This is a genomic window from Arthrobacter sp. PM3 (assembly GCF_003352915.1).
Taxonomy (GTDB): domain Bacteria; phylum Actinomycetota; class Actinomycetes; order Actinomycetales; family Micrococcaceae; genus Arthrobacter.
Genome location: NZ_CP022314.1, coordinates 2,566,557 through 2,583,627 on the forward strand (window position 1 = coordinate 2,566,557; position 17,071 = coordinate 2,583,627).

General features: G+C 58.9%; 7 protein-coding genes. 5 read left to right on the top strand and 2 right to left on the bottom strand.

Annotation, left to right across the window (positions count from 1 at the left end):
• Positions 1 to 82: 82 nt before the first annotated feature.
• The 5 genes from CFN17_RS11780 (at position 83) to CFN17_RS11800 (ending at position 7,056) form a co-directional block, all read left to right on the top strand.
• Positions 83 to 931 carry a DUF3883 domain-containing protein gene (locus CFN17_RS11780; RefSeq protein ID WP_208747889.1) on the top strand — a complete coding sequence of 283 codons (849 nt, stop codon included), beginning with the start codon at positions 83 to 85 and terminating at the stop codon, positions 929 to 931.
• A 584-nt stretch (positions 932 to 1,515) separates the two neighbouring features.
• Complete coding sequence (locus tag CFN17_RS11785; RefSeq protein WP_208747890.1) at positions 1,516 to 2,823, top strand: DNA cytosine methyltransferase; 1,308 nt, start codon at positions 1,516 to 1,518, stop codon at positions 2,821 to 2,823.
• 144 nt (positions 2,824 to 2,967) lie between these two features.
• The gene (locus CFN17_RS11790; protein WP_208747891.1) at positions 2,968 to 4,374 is read left to right on the top strand and encodes a hypothetical protein; all 1,407 of its coding nucleotides are present in this window, start codon (positions 2,968 to 2,970) and stop codon (positions 4,372 to 4,374) included.
• Positions 4,371 to 6,203 carry a DEAD/DEAH box helicase gene (locus tag CFN17_RS11795; RefSeq protein ID WP_261792173.1) on the top strand — a complete coding sequence of 611 codons (1,833 nt, stop codon included), beginning with the start codon at positions 4,371 to 4,373 and terminating at the stop codon, positions 6,201 to 6,203. The genes CFN17_RS11790 and CFN17_RS11795 overlap by 4 nt, the downstream gene beginning before the upstream one ends.
• A gap of 103 nt (positions 6,204 to 6,306) precedes the next feature.
• The gene (locus CFN17_RS11800; RefSeq protein ID WP_208747892.1) at positions 6,307 to 7,056 is read left to right on the top strand and encodes a protein NO VEIN domain-containing protein; all 750 of its coding nucleotides are present in this window, start codon (positions 6,307 to 6,309) and stop codon (positions 7,054 to 7,056) included.
• A 1,305-nt stretch (positions 7,057 to 8,361) separates the two neighbouring features.
• Here the strand turns inward: CFN17_RS11800 and CFN17_RS11805 are convergent.
• Positions 8,362 to 13,788 carry a DEAD/DEAH box helicase gene (locus CFN17_RS11805; protein WP_208747893.1) on the bottom strand — a complete coding sequence of 1,809 codons (5,427 nt, stop codon included), beginning with the start codon at positions 13,786 to 13,788 and terminating at the stop codon, positions 8,362 to 8,364.
• 942 nt (positions 13,789 to 14,730) lie between these two features.
• Entirely contained in the window at positions 14,731 to 16,794 is a 2,064-nt protein-coding gene (locus CFN17_RS11810; protein WP_208747894.1) for a hypothetical protein, read from the bottom strand.
• Positions 16,795 to 17,071 lie beyond the last annotated feature (277 nt).

Sequence of the window (17,071 nt, forward strand, 5' to 3'; positions counted from 1 at the left end):
GGCCCCACCACTCTGTTCCAATCGTATAGTTCATCTCGATAAAGTTGCTGCATAACATCGGGTTTTTAGAGACGGGGGCGGCGTGGCAAAGGGAATTAGAGATTGGTCTGATGGCGAAGTGTCCGCAACTGTGCGTAGCTACTTCGACATGCTACTGCTAGAAGTGTCGGGCCGGGCGTATGTTAAAAGCGATTTCCGTAGGGCGTTGATACCGCTACTCAATAATCGGTCGGAGTCAGCGGTGGAGTACAAGTTTCGAAACATCTCGGCGGTGATCATGCAGCTGGGCTTGCGACCGCTCCGCGGCTACAAACCTGCCTTAAACTATCAAAAGTCTTTGTTTTCTGAAGTCGAGCGTCGGTTAGCGTCCACACCTCACATTGTAGAGCTAATGGTGTTCGAGGCCGGCCATGCACCTGCAGCAAACCAAGGCAATACGTTGAATGCGACTAGCGCCGCTATCCCCAAAACTATACATATGAAGTCGGCTAGAAGGGCTAAAATTACCACCGCTTTTCCTGACTATGCAGCTATCGAAGCGCAAAACCGGGCACTCGGATTAGCCGGCGAACTGGCCGTCCTTGATTTGGAGTACCAGCGGCTTTGCAATGCGGGAAAAGTTTACCTCGCTAGAAGGATTGATCACGTTAGTGCCTCCCGAGGTGACGGGGATGGGTTCGATATTAGTTCCTTTGAAGTCAATGGCAAGGAAAAGCTGATTGAGGTGAAGACCACTAGGTCGCGTGCGGAAACACCATTCTTCATCACCAGTAACGAGTTGCACGTGTCTGTTACGCGAGCGGATAGCTACTATCTCTATAGGGTTTTCAACTTTGGAAACGACAGCGCCTGGTTTTCCCTGCAAGGAAGTCTTGAGCAGACCTGCCAATTGCAACCCAATAGTTTCACCGCTGTTCCATACAAAAGTTAACATCGCGGGGCCCTCATGCCCGAACCGAGGAGAGCGGCTTATCTGTGCCCCTACAGTATGCTCTATGCCGGAGTGACGCGACGAGTCATTTCGCTTCCTGGCTATTGAACAGGTCGCAGCCAAACTGGAAGTCGAGCCACCTGCTATTTGTCTGCTTCTCAGAACCAACGAGCTCCGGGGCTAATAATTCGGTGGATGGAGTTATCCGGCCCGCATGTTGAGGTCGTTGAGGATTCTTAAACATAGGTCAACCGAGGTGGAGAAGTTCGGGCCAGCATTAACGCGCGCCATATGGCTCGTGGGAGATCCATGATCTTTGTTGTGCATTTGACTGATGGCGGACGTCGGGACCGGCGCTCGGTGTGCGGGTCCCGCAGAATCATGTCATGGCTGACAGGTATCCACCTAGGCCGCCAGCGGTGTTTCCATGAGACCGCGTGATTCGTGCTGCCGGCAGTAGGCGGCGAGTGGGGAAGCTCTATGACGTGTTCTTTATCGAGTTGAGAAGCGAAAACCGTGTTCTTGCCCATGTCGTAGGCGAGCGTCCCAAACCGAGCTAGCGAGTCTGGAAGAATGGGCACATCATGAATGGAATGGAACGCGCGAGCGAGCTGACAGTGGTCGAGATCTGTGCGGGAGCCGGTGGACAGAGTCTGGGGTTGCACCTTGCAGGGTTCCGGCACACACTCGCCGTCGAGCTTGACCGCGATGCGGCCGAAACCCTCGAGCGTAATCTGTTACGCCTGGCAGCCGCTGAGGGGCACCCCGAGCCGAAGGTTGCGGTCGGGGACGTTGCTGACGAGTCAGTGTGGGACCCCGCCGAACATGCGGGAGTCTCGCTGCTCGCAGGGGGAGTGCCATGCCCCCCGTTCTCGACTGCCGGCAAGCAACTGGGCTCGTCGGATGAGCGAGATTTGTTCGCCTGGGCCGTCGAGGCTGCTGGCCGCATGAAGCCTGACGCCGTGCTGCTGGAAAACGTCCGGGGGCTATCGATGCCGCGGTTCGCCGGGTATCGGCAGGCCGTCCTCGACCGGTTAGCTGAGCTGGGGTACCGCGCCGACTGGCGGCTGCTTGAGGCAAAGAATTACGGTGTCCCGCAATTGCGGCCTCGCTTCATCCTCGTGGCTCTGCGTGAAGAATTCGCGCCTTACTTCAACTGGCCTGAGCCGACCCCGGCAGTACAGACGGTGGGCTCTGCACTCTATGACCTCATGGCAGTGAACGGCTGGCCGGGCGCTGAGGCCTGGGCGGAGAGGGCCGACCGAGTTGCACCGACAATTGTGGGCGGCTCCAAAAAGCATGGCGGGCCCGACTTGGGCCCCACCCGGGCGAAGCGCGAGTGGCGCGCCCTGGGAGTCGACGGCCTTGGGATCGCCGATGCAGCGCCGGGCCCCCATGTCCCAGTAGATTTCGTCCCCAAGCTGACCAATCAAATGGTCGCCCGCATTCAGGGCTGGTCGGGCCAGCCGTATGAGTGGGACTTCGCTGAACGTAAAGGGCGAAAAACTACGACCTACAGGCAGATCGGCAACGCGTTTCCCCCACCGGTAGCCCGGGCTGTCGGGGTCGCCATAGCATCCGCATTACATAAGGACGGAACCCCGACCGGCCTCCACGGCGGGGGCAGCCACGACGAGGTCTACCGGGCGCTTCGTGAGCACGCCGGCTTTGTCTCGATCGCGGGCCTGCGGAAGGCGCTCGGAGGAAGTCTGACCGACGACGAGATTGAGCGCAGGGTCGACTTCATAAGCCGTGACTTTGAGGTTGAGGTGCGCCTTCGCGGCGGCGTGCCAATGTACAGGCTGGGGGAGTGGCGGGCGTTCCGCGGGCAGGCGGACCACGCCCGTCACGAAGTGTTTGCGGTCGATCGCCTGCGCGCGAAGGTTAGCTAGCCGACTCGTCTATGACGCTGTGCGTGAGTGATCTTGATTGTTGAGCGCTGCGGCCGGTGTCTCCGACCGCGTGTCGTGGCCGTCGTCGGCCTGTCAACGATAGGTCTTTGGCACACTGTCTTCATCTAGTTTTAGGAGCTCTTCATGCCAAACTTCGGCATTCCTCCAAAGGGGGAGGAAATTAAAGCAGTCATCGACCAGCGCCTGAAGCTGGCGATGACTGAAAACGGCGCGAAGGTCACCATTGACTGGCGTGGGGAGCCCCGCCACCTATACGTGATCTCCATGCCGGTCGATATGCTCTACTTCAACCCGGACACCCATCGAATCCGCGCTCAGCGCACGCTCGACCAGGAGCGCGATAGGGCCATTGAGCTAGATCCCTGGGGTCAAATTGCCCAGGACTACCTGCACGATTTGCTTAGGCAGCGGCCGTCGAACCCGGACCAGACGGACCCCGACTATACCGCGCTCATGGACGAGCTGGACGACGTAGGCCAGCGAGAGCCCGGCATCGTAACTCCTCACGGGATCTTGGTCGACGGCAACACTCGAGCGGCCGCGCTGATTGATCTCGGCGAGCAGAATATTAAGGTCGGCGTTCTGCCGGAAGACACCTCGCGTAAAGATATCAATGCTGTGGAGTTGTCACTCCAGCTTCGTAAGGACCGCCGACGCGACTACTCCTACATCAATCGGCTTATTGCGATCGACGAGGAGCTGGGGAATGGGCGCTCCGAAGCCGACGTTGCCAAGGACTTCAATATCAAGCTCGCGACGCTGCAGCGTGACCGCTGGGTCTACGCGCTCATACTCGAAGCGATCGACCGAAGCAAGACGGCGGATGGGGCGACCCTGCGCCTGATCGATTTCGAACAACACCAGGAAAAGCTACGTGAGCTCCACCGCGATTTCACAAAACTAGCAATAGCCGATTCTGATGCTGCCAACACCCTGAAGCAGTCGCGTCTGGCGATGGTTCTCCTGGACTACCCGAAGACGTCCCTGCGTCTCGCTGAGGCAGAATTCCACACGCGATATCTCGAGAGCCGTCTCCCAAAGGACCTGAAACCGAATCTATCCGCTTTGGAGAAGGTCTCAGTTCCGGGCATTCCAGGAGCGGTTCTACCTAGCCAGAGTAGCGCTTCTGCAGCAGCCGAAGCTCTCACTAACCAACTTCTCCGTGCTAAGGCAACGGCGACTGATGGCAAGAGCGCAAACCCCGTGGATGTCTTATGGGCGTCGGGTGTCATGAAGCAGGCGCGCGATACTTTCGACGTCGCCGTTAAGCTTGCTGGGCAAAATGCCGAGCTTGTAAAGAGGCAGACCGCGGTCCCTGAGCGGCTGACTGATGCCGCGGACTATGTTACTCAGTGCGCGAGCGAGTTCGCGGAGGCGAAGGCAAAGCGAGCCCTTGACGACGAGGCTTTTGACGATGCACTGATCGTGCTCCGCGACAGCCTCCAAAGTCTCGCCCGCCAAGCCGGACGTACTTTCCCCGCGCCCGGGGAAGGCGTAGCTTGGCTCCTTAAAGCCGTCCGGTCCAGGTGACGGTGGCTGACGGCCCGAGCCTCGCCATCGGCCTTGCGGCGGAGGTGACGCGCGCCAGGCTCATCGCTCGGCCTGGGCTGGAGGGTGATCTCCGTAGGTTGGCTGTTGGCTTCCGCACGAGCACGCATCGGTCACCAGGCATTGTCGAGATTGGGCTCGACGACCTTCTGACAAACCTTGAGGTACTCAGCAAGTGGCCGCACGCAACGGACGGCGACGTGACATGGGACGAGCCGCTTCAGGCGCTCGTCGTCGACTCGCTGAACGATGCCCAAACGCTGACTGGGCAGCTGAATGACACCGGTGCGCCGGAAGCGGTGGACACCGAAGCCGTCCCTAGCCTTCTCGGGCCCGAATGGACAGGAGACCTGACTTCGTTCCAACTGCGCGACATCGCCAAGCTGCTGTCGTTGCGGCATGGAGCCAATTTTTCCGTCCCAGGTGCCGGTAAGACTAGAGTTGGACTGGCCGTATTCCAGGCGCTTCGTCGCCAGGAGAATGTCGAAAGACTACTCATCGTCGGCCCCAAGTCGAGCTACGAAGCATGGTGCTACGAGAATATGACGTGCTTGCAGCCGTCGCTGTCTATGGAGGTGGCCGACGGTATCCCGTCCAGCACTGCGCAGGCAGTCATCGTCAACTACGAGCGCCTTCCCAACATGGTGGGATCCCTCGGCCGCTGGCTCACGGAGAAGCCCTCGATGATCATCCTCGACGAGGCCCATCGCATGAAACTCGGGGCGGACGGCGCGTACGGCGCAGCCTGCCTCGCTCTCGGCCCTCGCGGCAGGCGCCGGCTCATCCTCACAGGGACGCCAGCCCCAAACGGTGTCAAGGACCTAGAAAACCTCTTTGGATTCGTGTGGCCCGGAACTGGTCGCCAGAGCGTACTCCGGGCGGTCAACGGCGGCGACCTCGCCGACGCCAGCCGCGCGCTTAGGCCGCTCTTCACGCGAACGACTAAACGCGAGCTTGGTCTGCCGCCAGTAGAGACTAGCCTTAGGACTGTTCCGCTGCCTCCTTTGCACGCGGAAATTTACGAGGCCCTCGTTGGCCAGTTCTCCTCCCGCGCGACCGGACACGAGGGCGACTTCCAGGCTCTTGGGCGGATCTTGGTGTACATGCTCATGGCTGCGACGAGCCCTGCCCTCCTTACGGTCGGAACCACACAGTACGAGCCGCTTGCATATCAGGTGCCGCCGCTTCCGGTTCCCGAGCGGTCGTCGCTCTACCAGCTGATGCAGGACCTTCCCACCTACGAGATGTCGCGGAAGTATCAGGAAGTGCTTGCAATCGTCCGTGAGAATGCTGCCCAGGGTCGGAAGACGCTTGTGTGGTCAACCTTCATTCGGAGCCTCAACACCCTACAGCGAATTTTGGTGCGGTTTGGCCCTGCGCTCGTCCACGGTGGCACCCCGGACCGCGAAGAGCAGATCCAGCGGTTTAGGAACGACCCGGACTGTATGGTGCTGCTGTCGAATCCTGCAACGCTCGGCGAGGGGATTAGTCTGCATCACGAGTGCCACGACGCGGTTTACGTCGACCGTGACTTCGCCGCGGGCCGATTCCTACAGAGCCTCGACCGTATTCACCGTCTCGGGCTCCGACCAGGCGTCACAACCCGGATCACAGTCCTCGCCTCAGAAGGCACCATTGATGAAGTGGTCGCGGCACGGCTTGCGAACAAGTTGACGTTTATGGGTGGCATCCTCGATGACCCCGCGGTTCAGCAGCTGGCTGACCTGGATGAGGAGCCTTCGGTCGGTGGAGGTCTCGGCCAGGGGGACCTTCAGGCGTTGATGGGCCACTTGCGTGCGTCTTCCACCTGAACCGGTCCTTCTGGCCGCGCGGCGCTGGCTGGAACTTCTCCCGTCGAGTGGTGGCATTCCACGTGCCCAGGCGCTGCTCACGACGCACAGTCAGTACAGCGACTTGTCGCCCACTCAGTACGCGACAGCACTTAGTTGGTTGCGGGACCTGGAGCTCCTAGGGAAACTCGGATCCCCCATTCCCCTAGCAAATCTGGTACTTGGCGCGATCTTTGAAAAGGCAGCACCACCCTGGGTTCAGGACGCCGACGAGCTCGTTCAGTCACCGGAAGAATTGCCTACAGACATCGTTTCGGCAGGGGAAGTGCTCGGACTCGATGCGAACGGGGTATACGAGCAGCTCGTCACGAGTTGGGGTAAGGTCAACGCGGCTATTCGCGAGCGGGTTGGTTTTGCGGGCGAAGCAGAGCTCGTCTCGATGCTCAAAGAGAGCGCTGACAGCCGCGTCGACCACGTGTCGACGTGGTCCGATGGGTTCGGATACGACATTGCCTTCGCTCAGGGGGCTGCGTCCGCCCACTTGGAGGTGAAGAGTACAACGCGGACTGGACGATTCACTGCCTACCTGTCACGGCACGAGTACAGGGTGATGCTACGAGACCATCGCTGGGTGCTCGTCATCGTGCGGCTTAGCGCCGACCTCCGCATCGTCGCCGTAGGCTCAGTGCCTCGAGACTGGATTGCTGCTGCCGTACCACGCGACGCAGGTTCTTTCGGGAGCTGGGCGTCATGCAAGCTCGAGGTGCCCGGCGAGGTAATCGAGGATCGTGTCACGCAGCTTGGAGTGGATGTGGCCAGCAGACTTCCGCCGTGGCGTACCGTGCAGCCGCGAGCGACCGCTCGGCGAGCCTGATCCCCGCATTCCGCCGCAGAATCATATGATCACGGGGAACTAATGACCACGCCTGGCTAGGCAAGATTAAAAGGAACAACGTGAAACAACCGGCGTGGGATGACCCCGAGACCAAAGCGGGGACCATGATTCGCGGGGCGCTGTGGCTGCTGCAGGTGGTCGGTGAGGGGCGTACCTTCACAAAGAACGAACTGCGAACGGCTTTTCCCGGCATCTCACAGATCGACAGACGGATCCGGGATCTCAGGGACTATGGCTGGATACTACACTCCAGCGCCGAAGACGCATCACTGCTTGCCGAAGATCAGCGGTTCGTGAAGGCTGGCGTGCCGGTGTGGGACCCACATGAACGCAGGCAGGCTTCGCCCCGAAAGGCGATTTCGAGCAAGGACCGGCAGGCAGTACTTATACGAGACGGGTACATGTGTACACTGTGTGGCATCGCGGGCGCTGAGTCTTATCCAGACGACCCCGTAATGACGGCTGTCGTGGCCGTCTCGCGGCGCACTCTCCGAACCTTTGACGGCCGAGAATCCGAAACGTTTGTGACCGAGTGCAAGCGGTGCACGTCAGGACGGGGGGAATCGCCGATTGACGAGCGCGACGTCCTTTTGGCCGCGGCGGAACTTAGCCCCCAAGATCGCCGGCGTTTCATTCGGTGGACGGAGCGTGGCCGACGCGGCAGCACCGAGCTCGACCGCGCATGGGCGGCGTACCTGCGGATACCGAGTGATAGGCGAAAAGGCGTGGCCGGTCAGCTTGGCCGGGAACAGTAAAGACAAACGCCCAGAAAATGAAGCCCAAATGACGTGACAAAAACCCGGCGAACGTCGGAGCCCTGGAAGTGGCCCTTCGACCGGCGAGCGGCATGGTCGCTAGCCGCAGCAAAAGGCGGTCAACTGTTGTTGACAGTCAGCGGCAGCCGGGTCTTATCCGGTTCTCGTGCGTCCAGCCTCTGCCGCTCACATGCAGCTCCCGCCTAACGCCCTCAGGCGTGGAACGGAGGCACCCCTAGTCTCGGAGAGCCGCCAATACTTACGCCCGCCCGCTTGTTAGGGCTGGTTGCCATGCCTCACGACAGCTCAGTCATGCACCGTCACCGATAATCTGGCTCCATCCGCTTGGTCCTTCCCTTCGAGCGCCAACGGTCTTGCGCGGAGTGATGAAGAGGCTGAGGAACAGCCCAGTGGGGTCGATCCTCGGCACCCCTGGCTTACCCGTGTTCCGCGCCGATCGTTTCGCAGGTGGAACTCGAGCGAGACTAACGCGACGAGCACCTTACATTCCTAAGCCCTCGTTGGAACATTACCTGAGGCTTCGGAAGAGGTTGATGACATGGTTTGGGTTGCGGTCAAGCATGAACATATCGACATAAACCACTCCATCCAGATCGGCGCATTCGTCGTTAATCTGTGCTGTTGCCTTCGTCAGCCTGTCCGACATCAGGTCAGCTTCTCCTGATTCCAGGGGATGCCGCAGGATCACCGCGATGCGTCCTTCGGCTGCTTTGTCCCACAGTGCGCAGGCGGCGAAGTCGTTCTCGAGTAGAGAGACGTTGTAGACCGCAGCCCAGTTTTTGATTGCTTGCCGTTGCTTGTCCAGCTCGATGGTCAGATTCCGGCCGTCGAGTACTGCTTTCAAGTCTCTGGCTAGACGCCAGTCAAGGAGTGCGTGGTAAGCCATATTCGAATAATCACGCAGGCAGCGGTAGCAGGAAGACGAGCACTCCACGGAGTGCTCACCCGCCAGTTCATCCAGGTAGGTGTCAATGTCGGCGAGGTATTCGTGAAGGATCTCGGGTCTTCCCAGGTGGGTGCTGAAGCCCGCGCCGTTCTCCAAGGTGTCGGCAAGGAAAGCGAACGTGGTTGGCTCGCCGTCCTTTAGCCCGGTAAAAATTCCGGCGTTGAATTCCTGGGATTGAATGTCTAGCTTCTTCGCAGCCACTGTCCTCATTAGGAAGCTCAGTGAGTACCAAGCAGCTCGGCGGCCTTGAATAGAGTCATACGCGCCGTGTTGTTGAGGCGTTCCGGTGCTTAGATCTAGCCGTAGCCCCTGAAGCTTGATTTCGGCTGACTGCGGTCCGTAGAACAGGAAGTCCGTCGGTTGAATTGTTCCCAGCGCAGCAGCGATGGAGGGCTCGGACTGGTCGGTGTGCACCGCACTCGTCCCATCAGGAGCTATGGCTATGTAGCCGCCCCAGTAATCGTTCGGGAGGGCTTGCTTGAACTGGAAGGATTTGCCGGAGTTGTCATTGATCACATACCGCTTCCCACGGCCCGAATATGCGACTGAACCGGGGAGGGAAACGGGCTGCAGTTTTTGGAGGTCGGCCACGGCCCGGATAGAGGTCGACTTGGGTGACCAGGAGAAGTTGCCGTCAAAGTCTCGGGGGGTGCCTGCACGATATCCTTTGGGCTCCCGGAGATCGATGGTACTGAAGATTCCGGGGTCAGCTCCGCACTGTGGGCAAGAGCCGGCCGCGTATACCGAGCCTATTGGTTTTTCTTCCACGTATGCACACTGCCTGCATACATCGATTAGTCGTTGGTCACCCAATGCATTGTCTTCAGCCGTAACTGTGCGACCAGCAGGGTAGAAGGAGGCCACTCCGATGACAGGATAAATTTTCCCGTCGCGCACCAGCTCACTGCCGGGAGCGAACTGGTTAACTGCCATCGCTGCATCGCGGTCGATTACATTGTCCGGCGGCCAGGGGAAAGCGGAGCTTGGTTTCTTGAGGTAGAGGTCCCGAACCTTTGAGGGGAACCCGAACATCGGCAGGAGGCCGCTTTCGGCCAACCGCTGACTAAGGTCGGAATGGCCGGGGATGTCACTGAAGGCAACCATGGAAATATCCTCAGCCAGGGAGGCGATACTGGCACGTGCAATGTCCAAGTCATCCTGGCTTAGGTTCGTGTATGTCGCCAAACCGGCCACCGCCTCCTCAACTGTTGCCCGGTTGTCATTGAGCCATCGACTTAGCAGTGGCTTCACCCTGGCCCAGTCCGATACCAACCCGAACTGGCCATGTGTGTTGTTACCTAATCCGGAGAATGCGTCATCCTGAGAGAGGGCGTCGGTAAAGCCGATGAATGCACGCCGGAGCGTTTCACTTCTCAGAGCACGTGTATAAATTTCGGGACGGTTGAGGGCCAGGTATGGCTGCGGTGTTGGTTCACTGGTGATGAGTTCGGGCCGTCCAAAGTAATACTCATCGTGGCTACGGCCCCTGCACACGGTGAGTGACACCGCCATGGGCGTCAGACGTCGGCCGGCACGCCCTACGCGCTGCTGGTAGTTGAATCGGGTGGGTGGCATGTTGGCCAAGATGACGGAATCGAGGGCGCCAATATCGACGCCAGCTTCCATCGTTGTGGTGACGGAGAGCAGCTCAATCCCGTCGGACTTCTTGTTCTCCGTCTGGTTGAGGAAAACATTCTGGAACCGGGCTTGCCGGGATTGGGCGGCGAGCCGATCGGTTTGGCCGGTAAGTTCGGCCGCGGTGAGACGGAACTGGCCCTGGCCATAAATGGCCTTATGCCCGTAATAATCAAGTTCTGTCCCATGGGCAGTTGCCTCTGGGAGGTCCTTACCGCAGTACGTGCACAGACCGCACCCAAATACCAGGTGTCGGCGTCGGCAGTTCTGACATGTCCATTCACTGCTGGAGGGCTGGTAGATGGTTGCCATCTCGGCGTGGATGAGAAAGTTGGATACTGCGTCGCCCCATACCTTCCGGACCAATGTCTGAACGTCATCAACGTCCATGTCGAACTTCAGCGAGACTGCCTGCCAGAAGGTCTTCAGCTTCCTCGGTGGCGTGTCGGAAACGTTTCTCATGCCGGCGAATCGGCGCATTCCTGCAAGGATGCGCAGGCTGGACTGTGCGATGGCAGCCGGAGAGGATGGGACATTCTCAGTGGCGCTGACAGATCCCACGAGTCCAACCCAACCTAAACCTAGCGACTCATAGTCGCGTCCTACCCCAGAAAATAATCCGTCAATGATTTCCTTCTGCACGTTTTTGTCTATGGCACTCTCGAGCTTCTTCTGGGCAGTGGATAGGTCTGTTTTCCGTGCTGGTGAAGGATCCCAGCGGTAGATAGACGACCAGGATGAGGGGACTTTCTCGTCAGTTTGCTGGAGAGAAGCCGATGGACCGCCGGGATTTGTACCCATCTCCACAAGCCGCTGACTAACACGGTCGGTGAGAACGGGAAGTGAAGGAGATTGAGTAAGTCGGCGGATGGCTTCCGTTTCCGGCACGTCACTCTCAAGGTCCCACACGTCCTGCAGGAGGGTGAATGCGTTCAGATCCTTGGCACGCAGGCGTTTGATCGCGTCCTTGGACTCTGCGGTCTTCCTTCCGTCGACGAAATGTTCCTTGGCTAACGGAATATCGACTGCAATCTGATCCGTTGCCGCAAGTTCCGTACGGAGGAGCAACCGCAACAGGTCCTGGTAGTGGCGGAGGCTGATTCCGGAAGATAACTTGGCCGCGTCCTGCCGGCTGTCCGTGAAGACGATGGTTTTCCGGTTCGCGGGCTCGAGGTCTTGGAGCAGTTCTGTGATGAGCACCTGATTTATTTTTTCGAACCCGGTGCGCATGGCCCGAATGGGTGATCTTTGACGTTTCTTGTCTGACGATGCCACTGGCCCATCAGCGGTGTGGGTTACCTCCCAGTCATCGGCGCAATTAGGGCACCGCGTCGGGAACGGCGACAACTGCTCTGGGTTCCGTTTGAAGACGCCCGAATTTTGGCCGCGCTTGCCTGCTGGTGTGGCCACGTGGAACGTCCAGCCTGTGTGGTCGTTACTTCCGGTCGGACGGAGCTCGCCCGTCTCGGGCCTGAGGATTGAGCGCCTGAATGCGTACTCTACTTTTTTGCCGTCTGCAGTCCATTCCCGATCCTCCAAATCCGGGTTCTGCTTCTGCGGCCAGTAAAGAAGGTAGTTATTGGCTGTCCGCTCGAGACCCGCCTGATCGGGTAGATGTTCGATGTCGGACAGGTCTGCCAGCAGGGTTACAGACTTTCCCGGTGGCTGGGTCGAACCGGCGGGTACGTACCCTCCCAGGAAGACGTCTCCACAATTTTGGCAGTACAGGAATTCCAGTACTCTGGAGCCGCATAGGCACCGGCTGACCGGTTCGGAGTACAGGCGCCCTACAGGACGTGTCGGACTGCGCCCTTCCTGAACTTCAGGGCACGCCGGGTCGGTGCAAGCCCACATACCCGGTACGTTGCGGAAGAAAAGATGGCTTCGCAGTAGAGGCCATCTGACCGCGCCTGCCTTCTCCGGAGAGGCTGCAGCAGCTTTTAAGAGCTTCTGTACTGCCTGTCGGCGCGAATCTTCAGGCAGCGCGGGGAATAGATGATGTTCGATCTGCTTAAGAGACTTCGCCTGCGGTTTTGATTGAGGATCCCCGTTTTCTGCCAGGAAGAAGACGTTACTCAGGGCACTGGCTCCCGTGAGCTCGTCCGTGTGGCCGGGGACGCCGTCTGGGGTTGCGAATCCCGTTTCCGACAGGTCTAGAGTCGGATCCTGTGCGCGGATGAGCTGTCCGGAAAGGAAATCAAATGATTCGCGCGGCACACCAAAGAATTCCTCAACGAAGGCCTCGTCCCGGTTAGATTCCAAGGAGGCTGAGGCGGCGATAACTTGGAACTGGCTGGAGTCTTCGGCCAGTCCGAGCCTCATCTTGAAGTTGCGGATGAGCAGCGCGACTTCTGTGCCGGCGGTACCTCTGTAGGAGTGCAGTTCATCGACGATGAAAGTGAATCGATGGTCAGAACTGGCTTGAAGCCATTCACGGGTTGAGTCGAAGTACGGACTGTCACGCTCGCGCAGGAGCAGGACGTTGAGCATCGAATAGTTGGTGATGAGGATGTCGGGGGCAGCGTGGGCCATGTCCCACCTGGAGACCATCTCAGCTCCGCCAAGATGGGGCATGAAGTACTTAGACTCGTCATCGAGCTGTTGCATCTGGGTACTGCGTTGGTCGATATCTTGAAGATAGGAGCGGAGATTTCCCACGGCAACTTTATTGTCTACTGCTCCGGTGACGGGCGTTGCCCCGGTGTACCGACCGAAGTAAAAGCGGTGCCCGCGCCTGTTCTTGTCCAACCACGTCCGGGCCGCGTCACTGTCCAGTGCCTTCCGCAGCCGGATCAGCTGATCATCAACCAGCGCGTTCATCGGATACAAAATGATGGAGCGGACAGCTTTGGTGCGTCCAGCCTCTGTCTCCCGCTGTGGCACAAACGGACTATCTGCCCCTCTCCACCATGTCGCGACGGATGATCCGTGACCGGTCCAGGAGGTTGATTCGGCCAAAAGGTTAGAAAGTAGGGGCAGAAGAAAGGCCTCCGTCTTACCTGCACCGGTGCCTGCGGTCACCACCACATTGCGTTTATCCCTTACGGCCGATGTCAGGGCTGACTCCTGGTGAGTGTACAGGTCCCGACCGGCAGGCACGAGACCGGTCCGGGCGAACTCAACCAAGTCCTTTGAGGCGTGCGCGTGTTGTACTGACTCCTCGAAGGACTGCGTGGAGGCCACGTATTCGGGGCGCAGTTCGATGAAGGGTTCCCTGTAGACGCCGTTGTCCTTGTCGAGGATCCGACGTCGTTCTGCTTCAAGGTTTTCGTCAGCCAGCCCGAACGGTGTGTCGTAATAACGAAAATATGACTCCCGCAAGTGGTCGAACGTCTCCACGATGTCTAAAGGCATGATGTCGGCTTTCTGTAGGAACGAGTGGCAGCGTTGCATATGCTCTAATGCACTTGCAGGTGTTGGTGAATGGATCGAGCGACGGCTAGAGCAACAGAGTGGGGTACATTCTCATACGCCCATGCCCCGCCCAGCGACTTGACGGGGCTGACTCCGCTGCACAGGGCCAGTGCTCGCCGGTGTTCCACCGGTAGCGGCAGGGTCGCATTGACACGGAGTGTCCCGATGGGATCTGCGCTTTCTTCAAGGATCTTCAATTGGAGACACTGCCTGTCCACTTCGGACATGGCCAGGCACATACCTTCGGCATAGCCAACTGAGGACCAGAGCCCTGATGTGAACAACCAGTATTGCCACCGTCCGTTCACCGTTTGCCTGAACAATCCGTCCCGGCGGAAGGCCTCCACGTGAGTGAACTCCCGTTGGAAGATGTTGAACATCTCAACTGCTGCTCCGTAAGTGTTGGGTCCCGCTGATCGAGGCCCGGGACCGAGCAGAGGAAGCTCTGCGGCAATGGACAAAGCAGCGCAAGGGAAGAACGACACTCCTGCAGCGCCGGCAACCTCCCTCAGTTCTGCTTCACTGTCGTATTCAAGGAGAAGGACCCTTGGGTCGCCGAGCGGGGCTGTTCCGGTTTTCGGGGGTCCGACCCTGTGCAGCACAGCTTCCGCTTCGAGCCGGTCTTCTAACTCCGTTGTGCGTTTGCCGATGACCAATGCAAACGCCGAGGACCCTGGAAGTTGTGTCAACACCGTTGGCCGGATTCGCCATTTGCTCTCCGACCACAACAAATCCAGATGCCCCAACACCTCCAAACGTCGCAGATACGCTCGAGCAGCATTCGTTCTGGCATACGGAAGACCGTCCATCAACGCGGCGACTGATGACGTCACGTCAGAAAGGCGGCCGTGCCCACGAAAACTTAACCACTTTAGGACTAGGTCACCGTCCATTGATGCTGTCCTCCATTGACTGCGACAAATATGCTCTCCACAAGCGGTCCGGGTTGCCGATGGTTTCGCCAGCGGCCCGGCGCCAAAAAGCCCGGGCCTGGCCGTCTATCGATCCGAAGTTCGGTGGATCAGCCGCAATCCGCTGGGGCTGCGACAGCTTTCCTGCTTGTTCAGTCAAAACAAAGGTTGTACCCTTTGGGACAGAGATTTTCCACCGGTAGGAATCGGGGAATCCGAGCCCTGTGATGAAGAGGGGAATAGGAGGTTCACCACACCTTTGCACCAGTCCCGAGGGAGTCACGAACCATACAGCGGCGTCCCGTCCCCGTCTGCAGAGCACGAACTCGAGCGCTCGCGTTTTTGGCATCGCGCCGCCCGGAGGCATGACCTCGTCGTGACCGTTGGTGTGCGCCGCTTCCCACTGAGCTGCAGAGCCGGTGGAGTGGACGAAAAAATCCAAGGCGACGCCAGCGACAGAAACTGTGTGCTTCCCCTCCGCAAAGGGCCCGGCGAGCCGAAGGGGAAAGAGGGAACCGTTGGCCTTCACTTGTGTTCCGGGCAGTCTGTTGTCAAGTACAACGTGAACGTACTCGTTAGAGGATCCCTCGGGAAGCTGCACATCCGGCTCACCTCCTAGCAGGTAGTGACGGCCCCCGACATCCGTCCGCAATTCAAGACCGTTCGCAAGTTTAGGCCGCAAGCTCGGAGGTGCTTTCAGGAGCTGGCCAAGGCTATTGAACGAACCCGCCACTGACAGGTCAATCGGCTCCACTAACGACACGTCTACATACACGACCCATCCGGGAAAGACCTTGCCGCGAAGCTTCCAATACCCGGGCGCGGCACTTTTGGTGAGGAGCTCGTCCATCTCTGCTACGTCATTGTCCTGCACAACGAACACGTGGGGCTCGTCCGGCGTGGCGTCGGGCACCGACTGCCAGCGGCCCGATGAAGGATCGATGCGCAAGATCCACACTTGACGCACATTCTTGGTCAGGACCGCTTTGGCTCCTGTTGCCCGAAAACGGTGATTAATCAGAGAAGCGCCTTGGGGGAGGCAGCCTGCTACTACGTCGTAGACAGAACCGTAATCTGGTTTTTGGATGGAGAAGAGTGAACCGTTGTCCTGCCTAAGTTCGTCCCTATCCAACCGACGATCGATAGGGACTACCCAGCTGATCGACCAGTCCTCTGGGTCGATACACATGCTCAGGTCCAACCGCACCCGGCCCTCGGCTGCAGTCGGTCCGGAGGTTTCCTCGGCAGCCAATTTGGCTATCACCGCTAAGAGCAACGGATTTCCCGAGCCTTTTTGAACCAGGTCCACGAACGCCGTGGAGAAACCCCGTGGCTTGTCTAGCCACAGGCGGAGTAAGGCTAACAACTGATCTGGTGACGGTCTGGAGTTGCGATCAACACGGAGCCGGTCAAAAAAACCGGACAATCGATCCCGGTCGGACGCTTTCAACACGGTTTGAGAAAGCGGATAGCCGATTCTGTTGAAGGTCTCATGAGTGCGGATAGTGCTCGGGCCTAAGAGACCCTGGTTTCTTTCTATCCAGTCATCGAGCGTCTGCCACATCTCAGCAACTACATCGAAGTGCTTATGGATCCCGGTCGCGGTGAGCCTGTTTGGACCGGACGTCATCAGGTCGACCAGCCGAGGGTAATAAGCGGCAGAGGAGAATTTTCCGTCGTTGCGCATTCTGGACCCTGCGATGACGGTCACGGCCAACACAGGCAGGCATGGTGGGGGTTGATCCTGCGCACCCTTCCTCCAGGAGGCGAGCCGCCGGTCAATAGGCTCGAATACTGTGGACTTGTCGGTTTGCCGGAGCTCTGCGAGAACAGCCGAGCGCAGTGACCCCGCCGGATCGGGCAGGAGAGGACAAATCCGTGCCAGTTCCTCATCATCGAGAAACATGATGACGGGTTCATCAGGCTGTTTCATCGAGAAGAATTTATCCGACAGCGCCCACTGCCATCGGTCGTAGTCCATATGATTTTCCAAAACTTCCTTGTCCCCCACCTGCATCACTGTAATTGGTGCCACCGACACTCTTGGTTGACCACGCTGCAGAGGAGCTAAGAAAAGTCACGGGACACCAGTACCGCCGGGCACGCTCGGGACTAGGCGGCAGCCCAGGAGCTGACCCCCGTCTTGCCGCGATCGGCCACGCCTGTGCTTACGAAAGGCATTGTTCAATGGAATCAAACAGCGAGCCTCCCACCGTCGTTTTCGGCTTGTGGGACGCTCCTACCCAGTCATTAGTGCAATTGACTTGAGTGCCGGAGCGGGCGTACCGAGAACGAGTGGGAAGAGATGCGCG

What these genes read in the sequence shown, in the direction of transcription:
- CFN17_RS11785 (WP_208747890.1), top strand. Translation starts at nt 1,516, where the DNA reads ATGAATGGAATGGAACGCGCGAGCGAGCTGACAGTGGTCGAGATCTGT.
- CFN17_RS11790 (WP_208747891.1), top strand. Translation starts at nt 2,968, where the DNA reads ATGCCAAACTTCGGCATTCCTCCAAAGGGGGAGGAAATTAAAGCAGTC.
- CFN17_RS11805 (WP_208747893.1), bottom strand. Translation starts at nt 13,788, where the DNA reads ATGCCTTTAGACATCGTGGAGACGTTCGACCACTTGCGGGAGTCATAT.